General features: G+C 72.2%; 13 protein-coding genes. 1 reads left to right on the top strand and 12 read right to left on the bottom strand.

Annotated elements, in window-relative coordinates; all coding sequences use genetic code 11:
• Positions 1-80: 80 nt before the first annotated feature.
• The 9 genes from ACZ6O5_RS00065 to panD all read right to left on the bottom strand — a co-directional run bounded on the left by ACZ6O5_RS00065 (position 81) and on the right by panD (position 10,321).
• Positions 81-2,246 (bottom strand): MMPL family transporter, encoded by a 2,166-nt coding sequence (locus ACZ6O5_RS00065; RefSeq protein WP_465973565.1) that lies wholly within the window; start codon positions 2,244-2,246, stop codon positions 81-83.
• 136 nt (positions 2,247-2,382) lie between these two features.
• Positions 2,383-2,652, bottom strand: coding sequence for a hypothetical protein (locus ACZ6O5_RS00060; RefSeq protein ID WP_465973563.1), 270 nt, complete (start codon positions 2,650-2,652; stop codon positions 2,383-2,385).
• 30 nt (positions 2,653-2,682) lie between these two features.
• Positions 2,683-2,994 carry an ArsR/SmtB family transcription factor gene (locus ACZ6O5_RS00055; RefSeq protein ID WP_431930541.1) on the bottom strand — a complete coding sequence of 104 codons (312 nt, stop codon included), beginning with the start codon at positions 2,992-2,994 and terminating at the stop codon, positions 2,683-2,685.
• 83 nt (positions 2,995-3,077) lie between these two features.
• Positions 3,078-4,667, bottom strand: coding sequence for a tryptophan halogenase family protein (locus ACZ6O5_RS00050; protein ID WP_465973561.1), 1,590 nt, complete (start codon positions 4,665-4,667; stop codon positions 3,078-3,080).
• Between the two features lie 194 nt (positions 4,668-4,861).
• Positions 4,862-5,518 carry a DedA family protein gene (locus ACZ6O5_RS00045; protein WP_465973559.1) on the bottom strand — a complete coding sequence of 219 codons (657 nt, stop codon included), beginning with the start codon at positions 5,516-5,518 and terminating at the stop codon, positions 4,862-4,864.
• A gap of 138 nt (positions 5,519-5,656) precedes the next feature.
• Positions 5,657-8,170 (bottom strand): non-ribosomal peptide synthetase, encoded by a 2,514-nt coding sequence (locus ACZ6O5_RS00040; RefSeq protein ID WP_465973557.1) that lies wholly within the window; start codon positions 8,168-8,170, stop codon positions 5,657-5,659.
• A 147-nt stretch (positions 8,171-8,317) separates the two neighbouring features.
• Entirely contained in the window at positions 8,318-9,166 is an 849-nt protein-coding gene (locus ACZ6O5_RS00035) for an SDR family oxidoreductase (RefSeq protein ID WP_465973555.1), read from the bottom strand.
• Positions 9,163-9,879 carry a thioesterase II family protein gene (locus ACZ6O5_RS00030; protein ID WP_465973553.1) on the bottom strand — a complete coding sequence of 239 codons (717 nt, stop codon included), beginning with the start codon at positions 9,877-9,879 and terminating at the stop codon, positions 9,163-9,165. The genes ACZ6O5_RS00035 and ACZ6O5_RS00030 overlap by 4 nt, the downstream gene beginning before the upstream one ends.
• A gap of 10 nt (positions 9,880-9,889) precedes the next feature.
• Positions 9,890-10,321 (bottom strand): aspartate 1-decarboxylase, encoded by a 432-nt coding sequence (gene panD / locus ACZ6O5_RS00025; RefSeq protein ID WP_425791122.1) that lies wholly within the window; start codon positions 10,319-10,321, stop codon positions 9,890-9,892.
• A gap of 205 nt (positions 10,322-10,526) precedes the next feature.
• Between panD and ACZ6O5_RS00020 the strand changes: the two genes are divergently transcribed.
• A complete protein-coding gene (locus ACZ6O5_RS00020) occupies positions 10,527-10,742 on the top strand; it encodes an MbtH family protein (protein WP_281939232.1) in 216 nt (71 codons plus the stop codon).
• Between the two features lie 65 nt (positions 10,743-10,807).
• Here ACZ6O5_RS00020 and ACZ6O5_RS00015 read toward each other — a convergent pair whose 3' ends face one another.
• The 3 genes from ACZ6O5_RS00015 to ACZ6O5_RS00005 are packed head-to-tail and all read right to left on the bottom strand — an operon-like array spanning position 10,808 to position 18,112.
• On the bottom strand, positions 10,808-11,557 hold the full coding sequence (locus tag ACZ6O5_RS00015; protein WP_465973551.1) for a thioesterase II family protein: 750 nt from the start codon (positions 11,555-11,557) through the stop codon (positions 10,808-10,810).
• A complete protein-coding gene (locus ACZ6O5_RS00010) occupies positions 11,541-12,791 on the bottom strand; it encodes an MFS transporter (protein WP_465973549.1) in 1,251 nt (416 codons plus the stop codon). The genes ACZ6O5_RS00015 and ACZ6O5_RS00010 overlap by 17 nt, the downstream gene beginning before the upstream one ends.
• On the bottom strand, positions 12,788-18,112 hold the full coding sequence (locus ACZ6O5_RS00005) for an amino acid adenylation domain-containing protein (RefSeq protein WP_465974305.1): 5,325 nt from the start codon (positions 18,110-18,112) through the stop codon (positions 12,788-12,790). Before ACZ6O5_RS00005 ends, ACZ6O5_RS00010 begins: the two co-directional genes overlap by 4 nt.
• Between the last annotated feature and the right edge of the window lie 5 nt (positions 18,113-18,117).

The following is an 18,117-nucleotide window of genomic DNA, read 5'->3' as shown; positions in this document are numbered from 1 at the left end:
GACTATATTTCTCCGGTACCGAACCTATCGCGCCCCCGCGACGGTGGTCGCGGGGGCGCGGGTCGGCTCAGTGCCCGGGGTCAGTGGGCGTGCGCGTAGACCTCCGGCTCGGCCTGGTCGGTCTTCAGCTCCCGTTCCCGGGAAAGGCTCCGGCGCGACCAGGCGCGGTCACCCAGCAGCGCCAGCGCGGCCGGCAACAGCACGCCGCGCACCACCGTCGCGTCGATCAGGATCGCCACCGCCATGCCGACACCCAGCATCTTGTACTCGATGGCGGAGAGCGTCACGAAGACCGAGAAGACGCCGATCATGATGGCGGCGGCGCTTGTCACCACGCCGGCGCTCGCACCGACACCGCCCACGATCGCCGTGCGGGCGTCAGCACCGGCCGCCCGGCGCTCACGGACCCGGCTGAGGATGAAGATGTGGTAGTCCATGCTCAGCCCGAACAGCAGCACGAAGATGAAGAGCGGCAGCCAGTCGGTGATGCCGCCGTACGCCGTGAAGCCCAGCAGGCCGCTCAGGTGCCCGTCCTGGAACACCCAGGTGAGCACGCCGTAGGCCGCGCCGATCGACAGCAGGTTGAGCACGATCGAGGCGACCGGCAGCCACCAGGACCGGAACGCGAGGCTCAGCAGGACGAACGCGAGCAGCAGCACGAAGGCGAACACGTAGATCATTCGTTGCCGTACCTGCTGGGTGAAGTCGTACGCGAACGCCGTCTTGCCGGCCACCGCGAACTTCGCACCGGGCACCTTGCCGAACGTCGCGGGCAGCACCTCCTGCCGCAGTTCGCGCAGTGCCTGATTGGAGCGTTGGTCCGTGCCGTTGCCGTCGAGCGGGACCCGGACCACCAGCGCCTCACCCACCCGCATCACCGACACCGGCTCGTGCAGCAGTCCTCCGCTGGCGCCGATCCGCCGGCGCAGCTCGTCGGTCGCGGCCGTCATCTGCGGGCCTGCGGCGTCGGCTCCCCAGACGACCACCTGCTCCGGTGCGGCCGCGCCGGGGAACGCGGCCTGCATCCGGACCGCGCCGTCGACGGCGGGCACACTGCGCGGCAGGCTGTTCGTCGGTCCGGCGTCCTGGAGCCGCATGTCGAGCGCCGGCACCATCAGGCCCACCAGCACGAGAACCGCGACCGTGCCCCAGAGCAGCGGGCGGCGCACGACGTTGCGGGCCACGGCCGTCCAGAAGCGCGACTCCCGCGCGACCGTGCGCCGGCGGCCGAGCCACGGCACCCGCGCCCGGTCCACGCGATGGCCGAGGATGGCCAGCAGGGCGGGCAGCGCGGTCACCGAGCCGACGACGGCGAGACCGACCACGGTGATCGTGCCCATGGTGAGGCCGCGGAAGTTGTCGAGGCCGGTCATCCAGAGGCCGCCGACACAGAGCATGACGGTCAGCCCGGAGATGACCACGACACGTCCCGAGGTGCGGGCGGCGATCTCCAGTGCGGCGCCGGTCTCCCGGCCGGCGGCCCGTTCCTCCCGTTCCCGGCGCAGGTAGAACAACGAGTAGTCGACGCTCACGGCCACGCCGATCAGCAGGATCATCGACGAGGTGGCGCTGTTGATCGGGACCACCAGGTCGACCACCGACAGCACGCTCATGGCGGCGGCCACGGTGGTCGCGGCGAGCAGCAGCGGGATGCCGGCGGCGATCAGCGACCCGAACACGACCAGCAGGATCAGGATCGTCAGCGGCAGCGACGTGGTCTCGGCGGTCTTGAAGTCCTTCTTGATGGCGTCGTCCACCGTGGCGGAGAGACTCCGGTCGCCCGCCTGGTCGATGCGCACGCCGGTGTGCGTGGCCGCGACGGCGCTGACCGCGTCGGTCGCCTTCTGGTAGTTGTCGAGCATCGCGTCGTCGGGCCCGGCGACGACGAAGGTGACCAGCCCGGACCGGCCGTCCGCGGACACCTGTCCGGGTGCGGACGGGTCCAGCGGTGACCGGACGTCGGACACCGCGGACGGCATCTCGCGCAGCGCGTCGACCACGTCGGCCGCGGCGGCCCGCGCCTCGGGATCCGACGCGAACCCTGAGCCACCCGGCCCGCTCGGATGAATGAGCACGTTCTCCCGGATGGGCAGGTACTCCGGCTGGTCGCGCAGCGCCTGCTGGGCCACCCCGGACTCGCCGGGATCATGGGCCGGTGCGCCGTTGCCGCTGATCAGCGAGCTGCCGAGGACGGTGGCCACGACCAGGACGAGCCAGCCGACCAGCACCGGCCATCGATGGCGCACGGACCAGCTCGCGACGCGCTCGGCGAACGGTTTCCGGACGTCTCCAGTTTGGATGGACACAGAGATAATTCCCCTCTTGGAAAGGACGGCGTTTCTCTGTCGTGCCTCCGAGCGCCGGGCCCGTGCACCACGAGCGCTACTCGACGTCCTTGAGGATGTGCTCGATGGCAGCCAGACGCTTCTCCAGGTCGGCCATTCGGGTGTCGATCCCGGTGAGCTTCCCCTCCACCGCCTCCTCAGCGGCCGTGGAACGCTTCGCCAACTCGCGATAGTCGTTGTCGCGAGCAATGGCAGCCTTGGCGCGCAGCGTCTTGGCGACCTCGCGGATCACCAGGGCAAGAACGGTGATCACCAAGGCGAAGAGCCCGATGGCTCCGATGACTTCCTGCCAGGCCAATGCGTCCATGCCAGCATTCCCCTTTTACCGCTGCGACTGTCATTTGGTGAGTGTCCGCACCGCGTCCGCGATGGCTTCCGGCGTCAGGGTCAGCGCGAAGTCACGGACCTCGTAGAACTTCATCGCCTTGCCGTCCTCGGAGAACTCGAGCTGCGAGTCCACAAGGCCCGCCGCCTCCAGCTTGCGCAGGTGGACCTGCAACAACGCCCGGCTGATGCCCAACTCGCGGGCCAGCTGACTGACATAGTTGCGCCGCTTCGCGAGCACCCCTATGACCCGCATGCGATGCGGGTTTGCCAGCGTCGCCAGCGTTTCGACGAGTTCGTCACCGTTCACCGTAGCGGGCTCCACGTGACCTCCTGCATGTGCATAAAAAACTTAGCACATGCCTAACCAGGCAACAACCGGACCCGGCGCGGACCGCTCACCGCGGCTCAGCCGTGCAACTGGCGCAGGTACTCGTACGTGCTCGGCAGCGTGTCCAGCAGCTCGCGCTGCTTCCGCTTGATCTCGGCGAAGATGGGTTCGGCCCGCTGCATCGCGCCGTCGCGGTAGGTGAGCGCCGGCAGCGGGTGCTCCGGAAGCACGTCGAGCCCCGCGAAGACGCAGTAGTAACTACTGTTGGTCCAGTAGTTGCGGAACTCCGCCTCGAAGTTGGCGTAGTAGGTCGACTCGTCGGTGATCGGCATGTTGATCGCCAGCCCGGCACGGTACTGAGCGATCTTCCGCTTGATGTCGTCGGCCAGGACCAGTTCCTTGCAGGCCCGCCAGAACGGGGTGTCCCGGCGCGGGGAGAGGCTGAAGTGGGCCTGCAGGAAGTCGCGCGAGTCGTCGAACATGTGCTCGATCTCGTCGTTGAACGAATCCCGCAGCGCCGGGTCGAAGTTGCGGTCGGGGAAGAACTTGCCCAACTGGTAGAGCGCGGCGGTGATGAAGTAGATGCCTGTCGACTCCAGCGGCTCGAGAAAGCACGAGGAGAGCCCGATGCTGACCACGTTGCGGACCCAGGCCCGGCGGTTACGGCCCACCCGGAACTTGATGTGGTTCAGCGGCTGCGTCTCCGGGTCCAGCCCCCACAACTCGCAGAACTGCCGGGTGGCGGTGTCCTGATCGGCGAACCGGCTGGAGTAGACGTACCCGGTGCCGAAGCGGCCCAGCATCGGAATCTTCCACGCCCAACCCGACGGCATGGCGATCGAGGAGGTGAACGGCTCGACGCCGTCGGCCTCGTCGTCGTGCGGCACCGCCGTGGCGACCGCCCGGTCGTTCAGCAGGTTGTCGCTCATGTCCAGGAACGGCTCGCGCATCACCTTGTTGATCAGCAGGCTGCGGAAGCCGGTGCAGTCGACGAACAGGTCGCCGTCGACGGTCCGGCCCGACTTCAGCCGCAGCGAGGTGATGTGGCCGCGCTGATCGACCTCCGCGTCGACCATCTCGTCCTCGATGTGGATCGCACCCTGCTTCTCGGTGGCGAACCGTCGTAGGAACGCCGCGACGAGGCTGGCGTCGAAGTGCCAGGCGTAGTTCGTCCACTTGGTCCCGTCGGCGAACCGCGGAGCCAGGTTGGCGTCCAACACGGGCGACTCGCGGTAGCAGGCGTAGTCGAACGGCTCGTCCGTCTCACCAGCGAATCGCTTCGCCGCCCAGTAGTGCGACAGCGGCAGGTTCTCCGAGTTCGGCAGGATCCCGAACAGGTGGTAGAAGTGGTCGCTGTAGCCGTTGAGCTGCCGCGGCTTCGGGGAACCGGCGCCGGGCGTACGCCAGTTGACGAATTTGATCCCCATCTTGAAGCTGGCGTTGCACTCCCGCATCCAGTCCTCCTCGGCCAGACCGAGGAAGTCGAAGAAGGTCTTGTGCAGGTTCGGCACGGTCGCCTCGCCCACGCCGATGCTCGGGATGGACGGCGCCTCGACGACCGTGATCCGGACGTGCGGCCCGAGCGCCCGGCCGAGGTAGGAGGCCGACATCCAGCCGGCCGTCCCGCCGCCGAGGACGACGACACTTCTGAGCCTGTTGTCTTCCATTCGCATGGCACCCTTCGGATCGGATCCGTGTCCCGGGGTCGGGACGGATCGTGGCCTGCCGCGCGGCGAATCCGCGCCGACGCCACTGTCGCGAAGGGCCTTGATAGGCGGCCTATATTCCAGCTATCCGGGCGAATCCCGGACAGGATGACGGCCCGGCGCGCCGAAGCGCGCCGGGCCGTCGTGGCGAAAGGTCAGACGGCAACCGGCTCCCGGCGCTCGACCTTCCGCCGGGCGCCGACACCGAGCCGCGGGGGGTCGGCTGTGGCGGCGGCGCGTCGGGCGGCACGACGGGCCCGGACCTGGAGGACGACGGCGATCGCCGCCCCCAGGACGATGCCCGGAATCGCACCGATGAGGGGACGATCGGCGAAGGCCATGCCGCCGAGACGTCCGAGGCCGTTCATGTAGAGCGACCACAGCACGCCGGCGAGCACGCTCACCGGCAGGAACCGGCGCAGCGGGAACCCCACCGAGCCGGCCGCCAGCGTGGCGGCCGTGCGTCCACCGGGCAGGAAGTGGCCGACCAGCAGCGCCACGCCGCCACGCCGCTCCACCGCGCGTTCCGCGCTGGCGAGCGCCGCACCGAGGGCGCCGGTGCGACGCCGACGGAGCCGCCCGAGCGTGCTACGGCCCAGCAGGTAGGCCAGGTAGTCGGCCGCTACCGAGCCGGCGGCGGCTGCCACCAGCAGGCCGACCGGGTGCGGCTGGCCCGCGACGGCGAGCGCGCTCAGGCAGATCGTCAGCGAGTCGGACGGCAGGGCGGGGAAGATACCGTCGACCGTGACCACGAGTGCGGTGAGAACGTAGATCCACGGCGATCCGGCCAGGTGCGTCAGGTGCGCGAGCATCGTTCCACCTCCTGTCCGATCACGGCAGGCGCCGCCTTGGTGATGTGCAAAACCAGACTTGCACATGCCGATCGGAGTTTACAAGAGCGACGCCCCGGAGATTGACCCTGACATTTCTCGGCGTCGATCTGCCGACGGTCAGGGGGATTCGGCGGTCACCAGGCGATCCGCCAGCTCATCGAGCCGCGGATGGCGGTACAGCTCCCTCAGCGGCAGCCGTGGCAGCCCTCGCTCGCGCATGAGGGACGCGATGCGGACCGCGTACAGCGAGTTGCCGCCCAGCTCGAAGAAGTTGTCCGAGCCGTCCACCGGCACGCCGAGCACGTCCTGCCAGACGGCGGCCATCGCCCCCGCCAGACCCCCGTCGGCAGCGACCGTAGGCGTCGACGCGGGCGCGGGCGGTCGGCCGACGGCGGGCGCCGGCAGCCGGTCGCGGTCCAGCTTGCCGTTGACGGTCAGCGGCAGGGACTCCACCGCCGTCACCGTCGCGGGCACCATGTACTCCGGAAGCATCCGGGCCGCCCGCTCCCGGACTCCCCCCACGCCTTCCCCGCGCGGCACGACGTAGGCGTCCAGGCGCTGCTCGGCGGCGTCGCCGTGACGGCCGCCACCGACCACGACGGCCGCCGCGGTGACGGCCGGGTCGGCGAGCAGCACCGTCCGGATCTCGTCCAGCTCGATCCGGAAACCCCGGATCTTGACCTGGCTGTCGATCCGCCCCAGATGCTCCAGGCTGCCGTCGGCGCGCAGCCGACCACGGTCGCCGCTGCGGTACATCCGACCGCCGGACCACGGATCGGGAACGAAGCGCTGCGCCGTCAGGGCGGGCTTGCCCAGATAGCCGGCCGCCACTCCCCGTCCGCCGACGCAGATCTCGCCCGGCGCCCCGATCGGCTGCAAGCGGCCCCGCTCGTCGATGACCCGCAGCGACCAGCCGGGCAGTGCGCGCCCCACCGAGCGTGACCCGGCCAGCGCGTCGCCGCGGGTCACCGTGTGCTCGGTGACGTGCACCGTCGTCTCGGTGATGCCGAACATGTTCACCGCACGGCACGCCGGCTCGGGGTAGCGGTCGTGCCACCGCAGCAGCAGCCGCGCGTCCAGCGGCTCACCGCCGAAGATCACCAGGCGGACCGCGAGGCGCCGATCGGCCCGCGCGTCCTCCGCGACCAGCTGGGCGAAGGCCGACGGCGTCTGGTTCAGGACGGTCACCCGTTCCTGGGCGAGCAGAGCGTGGAAGTCCTCCACCGAACGCGACGTCCAGTACGGCACGACGACCAGCCGGCCGCCGGTCAGCAGCGCGGCCCAGATCTCCCAGACGGAGAAGTCGAACGCGCCGGAGTGGAAGAACGTCCACACGTCGGCCGTTCCCAGCCCGAAGTTCCCCCGGGTGGCCGCGACCAGCGCCGTGACGTTCTCGTGCGGGACCACCACGCCCTTCGGACGCCCGGTGGAACCCGAGGTGTAGATGACGTACGCGGGCGCGCCGTGGTCCCGGTGCCCGACGAGCCCGTCCGCCTCCCCCGCCGCCAGGTCGGCGGTGGTCAGGACCGGCGGGAGGCCGGGTCCGTCGAGCACGCTCCCGTCCGCGACGATCAGGACCAGGCCCGCGTCCCGGACGGTGTACTCCAGCCGCGCCCGTGGGTAGGCGGGGTCCATCGGGACGTAGACGGCGCCCACCCGGACCGCCGCGAGCATGGTGACGACCAGGTGCGACGAACGCTCGAGGCAGATGCCCACCCGGTCGCCGGGCCGTACGCCCGCCGACCGCAGCGCCGCGGCGAACCGGCCGGCCCGCTGGTCCACCTCGCGGTACGTCAGCGTGTGCCCGTCGCAGGTCAGCGCGGGCGCCTCCGGGTGCAGCGCGACCTGGGCCATGAAGAGCTCGTCGAGATGGGCGCGCGCTCCGGGCGGCTCGGGCGTCTCACCGAGGGCCGCCACCCGCGCGCGCTCGGGCGCGTCGAGCAGCTCGACGTCGCCGGGCTCCGCGGCCGGGCCGCCCAGTTGGGCATGCACGCGGGCGACGTGGGTGGCGAACCGGCGGGCCGACGCGCCGTCCACCGCGTGCTCCTGATGATGCAGCTCCAGGAAGCGCTCGTCGGCGTCGCGCCGGACGAGGAAGGTGAGCGGGAACGGCGCCGCCGGGCCGGGACGGTACCGGGCGTCGAACTCGCCGAGCAGGACCCCGGCGTACGGGCCCTGGTCGCCGCCCGTGACGAACGGTCCGGGGGCCCGCGGTGCCCGGCCCAGCGTCGCGACGGCGGGACAGCGCTCGTCGTCGTAGCGGGCGAGGACGGCGGCGACCGCGTCGGCGAGCAGGCCGTCGGTCGGTCCGGGGCCGAGCGGCACGCGTACCACCCCGGTACGCCCGCGCGCCGCGGGGTCGGGCACCGCCCAGTCGAACGGGGACGCCCCGGGCGCGGGCAGCGGCGCGGGCGCGGCAGCGCGCGACCCGGGCCCGCCGCGGTGGCCGAGCACGACGTCGGCGACGAGCGCGAGCGAGGCCGCGTCCACCGCGGAACGGTCGGCCACGAGGATCAGCTCGGCCGCACCGCCCGGGTAGGTCAGCAGCACGGCCCGCAGCGGATCGGCCGGGTGCGCCAGCTCGGCCCGCCGCCGCCGGTCGGCGAGATCCGATCCCACGGGCGCGGGCACGTGGTCGACCCACAGGCGCGGACTTCGCGGGCCCGGCCACCAGACCGTGGCCGCCTCCTGAAAACGCCGTTCGAGATCGGCCGGGTCGCCTGGGGCGGCGACGCACCAGCCGTGGTTTCCGGACAACACGGTCAATCTCCCTCGCACTCAGCGGGCCGTGAAACCGCCGTCGACGGTCAGCACGCTTCCGGTGACCTGGCGGGCGCCGTCACCGGCGAGCCAGAGCACCGCACCGGCCACGTCGTCCGGCTCGATCAGGGTGTTCATCGGCTGGTCACGGACGAACGTCTCCTCGTGCTCGGCGACCGGCACCTCGAGCGACCGCGCGATCTCGGCAAGCATCCGGCCCTCGACCCGCGGGTCGTCGCGGACCGAGCCGGGGCACACCGCGTTCACCCGCATCCGGTACGGCGCGTAGTCGAGCGCGGCGGCCCGGGTCAGTCCGATCAGGCCGTGCTTGGCCGCGACGTACCCGGCGAAGTGGCGATAGCCGACCAGGCCGGCGGTGGAGGAGACGTTCACGATGCTGCCGGAGCGCCTGCGCATCATCAGGCCACCGACGGCGTGGATCGTGCGCCAGGCGCCGCTGAGGTCGACGTCGAGCATCAGCTCCCACTGCTCTTCGTCGATGTCGTGGACCGCCCGGCCGGACGGCGCGGCGATGCCCGCGTTGTTGACCAGCACGTCGATCGTGCCGAACCGCTGCGTGGCGGCGTCGACGGACTCCTCGACCGCGCGCAGGTCCCGCACGTCGGCCTGCCGGGCCAGCACCGCGGCGCCGGCGTCGCGGCAGAGCGCGGCGGTGTGCTCCAACTGGCTGGGCGAGGCCATCGGGTACGGCACCCCGGGCAGGTCCCGCGCGACGTCGAGCAGGACCAGGTCGGCGCCGGCGCCCGCCAGCGCCACCGCGATGGCCCGGCCCAGGCCACGCCCGGCCCCGGTCACCATCGCGGTTCGGCCGGTCAGGTCGTCGGCGGTCGTCGGCGCGGCGGTCATGACAACCCCGGCCGGGCGAACAGGCTGCCGTCGATCAGCCGCAACAGCGCGCGCTCGCCGCCGGGCTCGGTCAGGTACATGTGACCGCCGGGCAGCTCGGCGCTGGTGAAGGCGGCGGTCGTGGTGTCCGCCCACTGGCCGCACTCGGCCGGCGTGACCAGATCGTCGCCGTCGCCGCGCACGGCCGTCACGGGCGTCCGCAGCGGCGGTCCCGGCGGCGGGCGGTAGCCCTCGTGCATCGCGACGTCCGCGCGCAGCATCGGCAGGATCATCTCGCGCATCTCCGGGTCGTCCATCGCCGGATGGCGGTAGCCGGCCAGGCGGCGGACGGCGGCCAGGAACGCGTCGTCGTCCAGGCCGGCGGCCGGATCCTCGCGTACGGTGCCCGGGCCGGGCGATCCACTGACGACCAGCCCGGCGATCGGGCCGTCGGCGGACATCCGCCGCGCCAGCTCGTACCCGAGGACGGCGCCCAGGCTGTGCCCGAAGATCACGATTCGCCCGGCGTCGTCCAGCCGGGGACGCAGCCAGGCGTGCGCCTCGTCGACCGCGGCGGCGACGGTGGTGTGCGGCTCGTCGTCCAGCCGCTCCTCGCGGCCGGGCAACTGGACCGCCAGCACCCGCCAGTCGGCGGGCGCGGCGGACTGCCACTTCTTGAAGAATGACGCGCCCGACCCGGCGAAGGGCAGGCAGATCAGCGTGACCGACGGCACGGTGCTCTCCTCAGCTCGGCTGGTGGACGGGGTCGACCACGTCGCCGCGGAACAGCCCGGAATCTTCGGGAACCTCGGCCGGGTCGTCACCGAGGAGGCGGATCCGGTTGCGCTCGTCGACGAAGACCACGCGTGGCCGTGCCGTCCGCACCTCGGCCTCGGTGTACATCCCGTACGCGATGATGATCACCAGGTCGCCGGGGCTGATCAGCCGTGCCGCGGCGCCGTTGATACCGATCATTCCGGTGCCGCGCGCCCCCTCGATGACGTACGTCGAGAGCCGATTCCCGTTGTCGACGTCGACGATGTCCACCTTCTCGTCGGCGGCCAGGCCGGCCGCGTCCATGAGGTCGCGATCGACGGTCAGTGACCCGACGTAGTGCAGGTCGGCCTGGGTCACCGTAGCGCGGTGGATCTTCGACTTCAGCAGCGTCGTAAACATGATTCGTCCCTCGACAGTCGTCAGTCGCCATGTGCACGCCACCGTCGGTCGATCGCCGATACTGCGGCTATATGCCGCCTATCACGGCAGCCACCAGCCGTGGCCGCCGCGCCGCCGACCGGCCGTCCGTAGCTGGTGTATAGGCGGAATATCGGCGGGTCCGCAGGATCGCTAGCAATGACACCCGTCCGGTGAAGGAGGCGTCGTGGCCGACGAACGCGAAGACAACCAGCGGTACAAGGTCGTGCTCAACGATGAGGAGCAGTACTCGATCTGGCCGGCCGACCGGGACGTCCCCGCCGGCTGGCGCGGCGACGGCGTCGAGGGCACCCGTGACGAGTGCCTGAAGCACATCGGCGAGGTGTGGACCGACATGCGCCCGCTGAGCCTGCGGCGCCGGATGGCGGAGACGGCGAGCTGAGCGGCGCCGCCGGATGGCGGTGTGCCCGTGGGGCACACCGCCATTCGCGCGTGCGCTCCCCGGGCTCATGCCTGGGTGAGCAGCTCGATCAGCTCCGGCGGCAGGTCGTTGAGGTAGAAGTGCCCACCCGGCATGCTGCGCGCCGCGAAGCCGGAAACCGTGTGCGCACGCCAGCGCCGCATGTCCTCGACCGTGGCGGACTCGTCCCGCGAACCGGCGACGGCGACGATCGGGCAGCCGAGCGGCGGGCCCTGCCGGTACTCGTAGCTGCGGATGGACCGCAGGTCGGCCCGCAGGGTCGGCAGCAGCAGGTGCCAGACGTCCTCGTTCTCCAGCACCACCGCACCGGTGCCGCCCAGGTCGCGGACGAACTCGCGGATGCCCTCGTCGTCCAGCAGCGGCTTGCGGGCCACCACGTCGGAGGGCGCCTTGCAGGCCGACACGATGAGCCGCGCCAGCGGCGCCGGAAACCGCGGGCGTAGCCGGCGGGCCACCTCGAAGGCGACCATGGCGCCCATGCTGTGACCGAACAGGGCGGTGTCGCGGCGGATGCCCGGCCCGATCGCCTCGACGATCTGATCGGCGAGCGCGGCGATCCCGACCGGCATCTCGGCACCCAGCCGGTCCTGCCGCCCGGGGTACTGCACGGCCGCCACCTCGACGTCCGGCGGGGCGGCCAGGGCCAGCGGCCGGAACGCGGCGGCCGTGCCGCCCGCGTGCGGGAAGCAGATCAGCCGTCGCGTCGCGGCCGGCCGCCTGTCGAATATCCGCAGCCATTCGCGCGTCGCGGACGTGCGGTCATCCACGGTCGTCATCCGGGCCTCCTCGAGATTGGCGCGCGCTGCGCACGGCGGGGCTGAGTACGGCGGCCACCGCGAGGGCGAGCATCACCCCGCTGATCCCCGCCACCGCGGCCGCGGTCGGCACGGCGGCCAGCAGGAAGCCGGCCCCGAGCGCGCCGAGCGAGTTGGCGCCGGAGCCGAGCAGCCCGGCCACGCTGCCGACCCGGCCCTGTAGGGCATCCGGCGTGATGCTCAGCTGGTAGGTGCCGGCCACGACGTTGAGCAGCGCACCCAGCATGGTGGTCGACGCGAAGAGCAGCGCCAGCAGCGGGATCGGCGGGCCGAGCGAGATCAGGAACATCAACACGGCCCACGCGATCAGCACCGAGACCAGCACGGTGACCAGGTCCAGCCGGCGGTTGACGGCGGACCCGGCCAACGCGCCGAACACGCCACAGATGCCGGAGACGGCACCGATCACGCCGATCACGGCAGGCGAGCTGCCGGCGTCACGCACCATCACCAGCAGCGCCAGCGACAGTATCTGGAACAGGATGTTCGTCACCGCCACCAAGCCCAGCGCGCTGCGCAGAAACCTCTGGTGCAGCACCCAGGAGATGCCCTCGGCCAGGTCCCGGCGCAGGTTGCGGGCGGTGCTCGCGCGCTCCTGCTGGAAGCTGCCCCGGACGAACAGCAGACTGCCCAGCGCGAGCAGGTGGCTGAGCGCCGCGAACAGGAACGGCGCCGCGCGCAGCAGCACGAACAGCGACGAGCTCAGCGGCTGCCCGACCAGCCCGGCGGCGCGGGTACGCGCCTCGTTCTGCGACATCGCGGAGCTGAGCTGCGGCGCGGGCACCACGTTGCTGACCGCGGCCCGCTCGGCGAGCCGGTAGACGATCGCCGCGGTGCCCTCGACGAAGGCGGCCACCATGAGCAGCGGCAACCAGAGCGCGCCCAGGGCGACCGCGACGCCGACGGCGCCGACCGCGGCCAGTGCGGTCACGTTGCACCAGATCATCGTGCGGCGGCGGTCCCACCTGTCGACCATGACCCCGGCCGGCAGCTGCACCAGCAGCATGGGCAGCAGCCCGGCGAACCCGGTCCAGCCGGCCGCCACGGTCGAACGGCCCGCGAACACCAGCAGCATCGGGAAGCCGACGGTGGCGACGGTGCCGCCCAGGCTGGTCAGCCCGGCGCCGATCCAGAGGGCCAGGAAGTCCCGGTTGCGGCGCAGCGGCACGACGGGCGTGTCGGTCAGTGCGGTCATCGCGACTGCCCGCCGTCCACGCCCGCGACGAGCCGCTTCGCCACGGCGGCGCCGGCGTCGGAGTTGGTCAGCACGACCACCCCGGAACCCCGCCTCAGCCGGCACAGCGAGATCGCGTGGTAGCCGTCGGCCGAGCCACCGTGGCCGTACCCGAGATCGGTGGCGCTCTCGTCGACGACCGTGCCCAGGCCGTACGCGCTGTCCGGATGCTGCACGGTCAGCAGCTCGCCGGCCGCCGGCCGGGACAGCAGCGCCTGCGGGCGGCCCAGGTGCGCGCGGCGTATCTCCAGCGCCAGCCGGACCAGGTCGGTCGCCGTGGTCCACAGGCCACCCGCGGCCATGTCCGGCCAGCGCAGCCAGCCGCCGTCGAGCGGCCGGCCGGCCGCGGTGTGCCCGGTGGCGACCGAACCGGCGTACCGTTCGGGGAACTCCTGGCCGAAGTCGCTGGCCGCCATGCCCACGGGGTCGAGCACCAGCTCCCGCATCAGGTCGGCGAGCGGCGTGCCGGTGACGTCGGTGAGCACCTGCTCGATCACCCAGTAGTGCGCGTTCGCCTTCTCGAAGGCGTCGCCGGGCGAGCCGTGGACTCGGAAGTCCGGCCCGCGGAGCAGGTCGGTCACGGCGGGCAGCCCGCCCTCCCGCGGGTAGCCCGGCGCCGGGGCCGGCGCGATGCCGGACCGGTGCGCGAGCAGGTGCCGCAGCGTGATCGGGGAGTCCGGCGGCAGGACGTCGCCGCGAAGGTACTCGCGCACCGGCCGGTCGAGGTCGAGCACGCCGCGGTCGGCCAGGCGCAGCACCCCGAACGCGGTGACGTGCTTGCTCAACGAGCCGGCCTGGAACAGGGTGTCCGCGGTCACCGGCTCCGGCCGTCCGGCCGTCAGCAGGCCCTCGGCGTGCAGGTCGACCAGTTCGCCGTCGCGCAGCACCGCCACGCTCACGCCGGGAACCTCCGGTGTGGTGAGCGGGTCGTGCCAGGCGGCGGAGACGGGCGCGACCTCCGCCCGAACCGGCTCCGCGGTCGCGGCGACGGCACGCAGGCTGTCGTCGGCGTAGACCTGGACCAGCGAGAGCGCCAGTCCGTCGGCAGCCGCCGCCGAGATGAGCCGGAAGACGACGAGCGAATTTCCGCCCAGCTCGAAGAAGCGGTCGTCGCGGCCGATCGGGTCGACGCCGAGGACCTGCGACCACAGCTCGGCCATGCGCCGCTCGGCCGCCGACCGCGGTGGCACGTACGGCCGGTGCGCGAGCGCGCCGCCGTCCGGGTCGGGCAACGCGGCCCGGTCCAGCTTCCCGTTGTGGGTGAGCGGGATGGCGGGAACCGGGACGTACGCGGACGGCACCATGTACTCCGGCAGCCGCCGAGCCAGCCACTCCCGCAGGTGCAGCCCGCTCACCGGCTCGCCGGCCGGGACCAGGTACGCGGTGAGCCGGTCGCCGCGCAGCAGCACGCGCGCCTCGTTCACCTCCGGGTGGTCGCTGAGCACCGACTCGATCTCGCCCGGCTCGACCCGGTTGCCGCGCACCTTGACCTGCTCGTCGAGGCGGCCGAGGTGCTCGAGCGTGCCGTCCGGCAGCACCGTGGCGAGATCGCCGGTGCGGTACAGCCGGGTGCCGGGGGCGCCGAACGGGTCGGGGACGAAGCGGTCCGCGGTCAGTCCGGGACGGTCGTGGTAGCCGCGGGCGATCGACTCGCCGCCCAGGAACAGTTCGCCCGGCACGCCGACCGGCAGCGGGTCCAGCCGCTCGTCGAGCACGTACGCGCTGGTCCCCGCCATCGGCCGGCCGATCGGGACCGTGTCGCCGCCCCGCCAGCCGGTCAGGACGTGCTCGGTGCTCGCCACGGTCGCCTCGGTCGGCCCGTACGAGTTGATGACCCGGCCGTCGCCGAACGCGCCGTACAGCCGCGCCGCCGCCGCGCCGCGGAACGCCTCGCCGCCCAGCGACAGCCGGTCGGTGACCGCCTCGAACTGCTCGTCGGTCAGCTGGCCGGCCAGCAGGTCGAACAGGCTGGGCGTCAGGTCGACGAGGTCGAACGGCCCGTGCCGCAGCAGCCACTCACCCAGCCGCCCCAGGTCGAGGTCCTGCGGCGCGAGGTGCACCGGCAGGCCGTCGGAGAGCGCGATGAACAGCGAGGTCACCGACACGTCGAAGGAGATCGAGCAGAACAGCGCGCTGCCCGCCCGCCGGCCGCCGCCGAGGTACTGCGGACGCGCCCAGCGCAGGTAGTTGGCGAGCGCACCGTGGCTGATCTGCACGCCCTTCGGCACACCCGTCGAGCCGGAGGTGAAGATGACGTACGCGGTCAGATCCGGGTCGTCCATCCGCGGCGGCCGGCCGGCGGGGGCGCTGTCGACGGCGGCGGCATCGTCGTCCAGCAGGACGCCGCGGCTGGCGAGATCCGGGTCCGCCGCGATGATCCCCGCGAGCGCCGCCTCCGAGACGATCACCTCGGGGTCGGCGGTACGCAGCAGGTCCCGCAGCCGCTGCGGCGGGTTCGCCGGGTCGAGCGGCACGTACGCGCCGCCGGCCTTCCACACGCCGAGCATGGTGGCGACCAGGTCGGGGCCGCGGCGTAGCAGCACCGCCACGCGCGACTCCGCCGTGACGCCACGGCTGCGCAGGTACTGCCCGATCCGGTCGGCGCGGGCGTCCAGCTCGGCGAAGCTGAGGCGCCCGTCGTCGGTGACGACGGCCGGGGCGTGCGGCGTCCGGGCCGCGTGCTCCTCGATCTGGTGGAGCGCGGTGGTCCCGGCGGGGCCGGCCGGCGCGGTGCCCTGGGCGAGCAGCCAGTCCCGTTCGCCCGCGGGCAGGTGCACCCGGTCGGCGCGGGTGCCGGCGGCCATCGCCTCGAGCACCGCCCGGTACATCGCGATCACCCGCTCGCCGTGCTCGCGGTCGAGCACCGCGTCGTCGGCCTGGAGGACCAGGCGCTCGTCGCTCGCGGTCACGGCGTACGGGAACTCGTTCCGGCTGAAGCCGCCGCCGTCCGTGGTCGGTGGGCGCCGGCCCGCGGGGGTGCCGAATTCCTCGTAGCTGAAGAAGGTGTGCAGCAGCCGCCCGCCGTCGGTGAGTTCCACCTGCATCGCCGGCATCGGGAAGTTCCGGTGCGGCCACATCTCCAGCTCGCGGTCGAAGGCGCGGCGCACCTCGTCCGTCCAGTCGGCGGCGGCCGGGTCGACCGGGAACGGCACCGTGTTGAGGTGCGAGCCGTACACCAGCTCGGCGCCCGCGGCCTCCGGGCGGCAGTGCACCACCAGTCCGGTGTGGAACCGGCGCTCGGGGCTGAGCTGCCGCAGCACGGCGAGGTGCGCCGCCAGCAGCACGCTCTTGATCGGCGTGCCGGCCCGGGAAGCGAGTTCCCGCAGCGGGCCGGCGAGGTCGCCGAACTCGAGGTCGAACCGGTGGGACCCGGTTCCGCTGCCGCCCAGTCCGGCCGGCAACACCAGTGGCCCACGCCCGGTGACCAGGTGACGCCAGTACTCGCGGTCCGCCGGCGAGGCCAGCGCGCGCACCTCGGCGGCGATGGTGTCGGCGAAGCGCACCGCCGGCCGGGGCCGCTCCGGCGGCTCCTGCCCGGCGCGGATCGCCCGGTACGTGTCGAGCAGGTCGGCACGGAGCCGGCTGAACGTCCACCCGTCCACGATCAGATGGGACTGGGTGATGAAGAGCGTCCATTCGCCGCCGGGCAGCAGGTGCACCCGGATCCGCAGCAGGGGCGCGGACTCGTGCGGCAACGGGGTGCGGCTCTCCTCGTCGAGCGCGTCACGCAGTGCCCGTTCGCATGCGTCCGCCGATTCGCCACGCAGGTCGGCAACCCGCACCGGCAGCGCCGCGGCGGCGTGCACCACCTGTAGCGGAACCGTGTAACCGGTCAGGTCGACCGAGGTACGCAGCACGTCGTGCCGGGCGACCAGTTCGTCCACGGTGCGCTGGAGCGCGTCGGCCGAGAACGGTTCCGTCGCCGGGATGCGCGCGGTGGCGACCCGGTGGTAGTTGAGCGGCCCGGCCGAGGCCGTCATCTCCACCAGCATGCCGAGCTGGTTCTGCGAGAGCGGGTAGGCGTCGGCCGCATCAGCCGGAAGCCTGGTCCGGTCCTCGTCGCCGATCAGCGCGAACGGCTCGACGCCGGCTTCGGTGGCGTGGCCGCCCGCGGTCAGCCGCTCGGCGAGGGCGGACACCGTGCGGCCGGAGAGCACGTCCCGGGCGGTGACGGCGAGGCCGTCCTCGCGGAGGCGGCCGGCGACGGCTACGGCGCGGATGGAGTCGCCGCCGAGTTCGAAGAAGCTGTCCCGGATGCCGACCCGGTCCACGCCGAGCACATCGGCCCACACCGCGCACAGCCGCTCCTGCACCACGTTCTCCGGCGCCACGTAGCCGGTCTGGCCGAACGCCCGACCGTCCGGCTCCGGCAACGCCCGCTTGTCGAGCTTCCCGTTCGCCGTCAACGGCAACCGATCCAACACCACGAACGCCGCCGGCACCATGTACTCCGGCAACGACACCGCCAACGCCTGCCGCAACGACGCCACATCCAACCGCGCACCCGCCACCGGCACCACATAGGCCACCAGACGGGCCTCCACCCCGCCACCCCGCAACAACACCACCGCGTCCCGGACACCGACACAACCGGACAGCGCCACCGTGATCTCACCCAACTCGATCCGATAACCACGCACCTTCACCTGGTCATCGGCCCGACCCACAAAATCCAGACTCCCGTCCGCACGCCGCCGCGCCAGATCCCCCGAGCGATACAACCGCCCACCCGACCCGAACGGATCCGGCACGAACCGCTGCGCCGTCAGATCCGGCCGACCCAGATACCCACGCGCCACCCCCGGACCTGCCACACAGATCTCACCGGTGACCCCGACCGGGACGAGTTCTCCGTACGCGTCGAGCAGGTGGACACGCAGGTCGCTCAGCGGCCGCCCGATCGGGTTGCCGGCGCCGGACTCCAGGTCGTCGCCGGTCAACCGGTGGTAGGTGGTGTGGACGGTGGTCTCGGTGATGCCGTACATGTTCACCAACGCCACCCGCGCCAACGGATGCACCCGCACCCACGGCACCAACTCCGCAACCTCCAACCGCTCCCCCGCGAACACCACCACCCGCACCCCCAACGCACCCACCCGCACATCACCCTCCGCCGCCGCCGACACCAACGACCGGAACGCCGACGGCGTCTGCGACAACACCGTCACCCCCGAACCCACCAACACATCCAGAAAATCCTCCGGCGACCGCGTCACCTCCTGACCCACCACCACCACCGACGCCCCATGCGCCAACGCCCCCCACATCTCAAAAACCGACACATCAA

It is taken from the genome of Micromonospora sp. NPDC049201 (assembly GCF_055586805.1).
Note: the sequence above shows the minus strand (reverse complement) of the source record. Positions and strands in the feature narration are given on the sequence as shown.

What these genes read in the sequence shown, in the direction of transcription:
- ACZ6O5_RS00060 (WP_465973563.1), bottom strand. Translation starts at nt 2,652, where the DNA reads ATGGACGCATTGGCCTGGCAGGAAGTCATCGGAGCCATCGGGCTCTTC.
- ACZ6O5_RS00050 (WP_465973561.1), bottom strand. Translation starts at nt 4,667, where the DNA reads ATGGAAGACAACAGGCTCAGAAGTGTCGTCGTCCTCGGCGGCGGGACG.
- ACZ6O5_RS00045 (WP_465973559.1), bottom strand. Translation starts at nt 5,518, where the DNA reads ATGCTCGCGCACCTGACGCACCTGGCCGGATCGCCGTGGATCTACGTT.
- ACZ6O5_RS00035 (WP_465973555.1), bottom strand. Translation starts at nt 9,166, where the DNA reads ATGACCGCCGCGCCGACGACCGCCGACGACCTGACCGGCCGAACCGCG.
- panD (WP_425791122.1), bottom strand. Translation starts at nt 10,321, where the DNA reads ATGTTTACGACGCTGCTGAAGTCGAAGATCCACCGCGCTACGGTGACC.
- ACZ6O5_RS00015 (WP_465973551.1), bottom strand. Translation starts at nt 11,557, where the DNA reads ATGACGACCGTGGATGACCGCACGTCCGCGACGCGCGAATGGCTGCGG.
- ACZ6O5_RS00010 (WP_465973549.1), bottom strand. Translation starts at nt 12,791, where the DNA reads ATGACCGCACTGACCGACACGCCCGTCGTGCCGCTGCGCCGCAACCGG.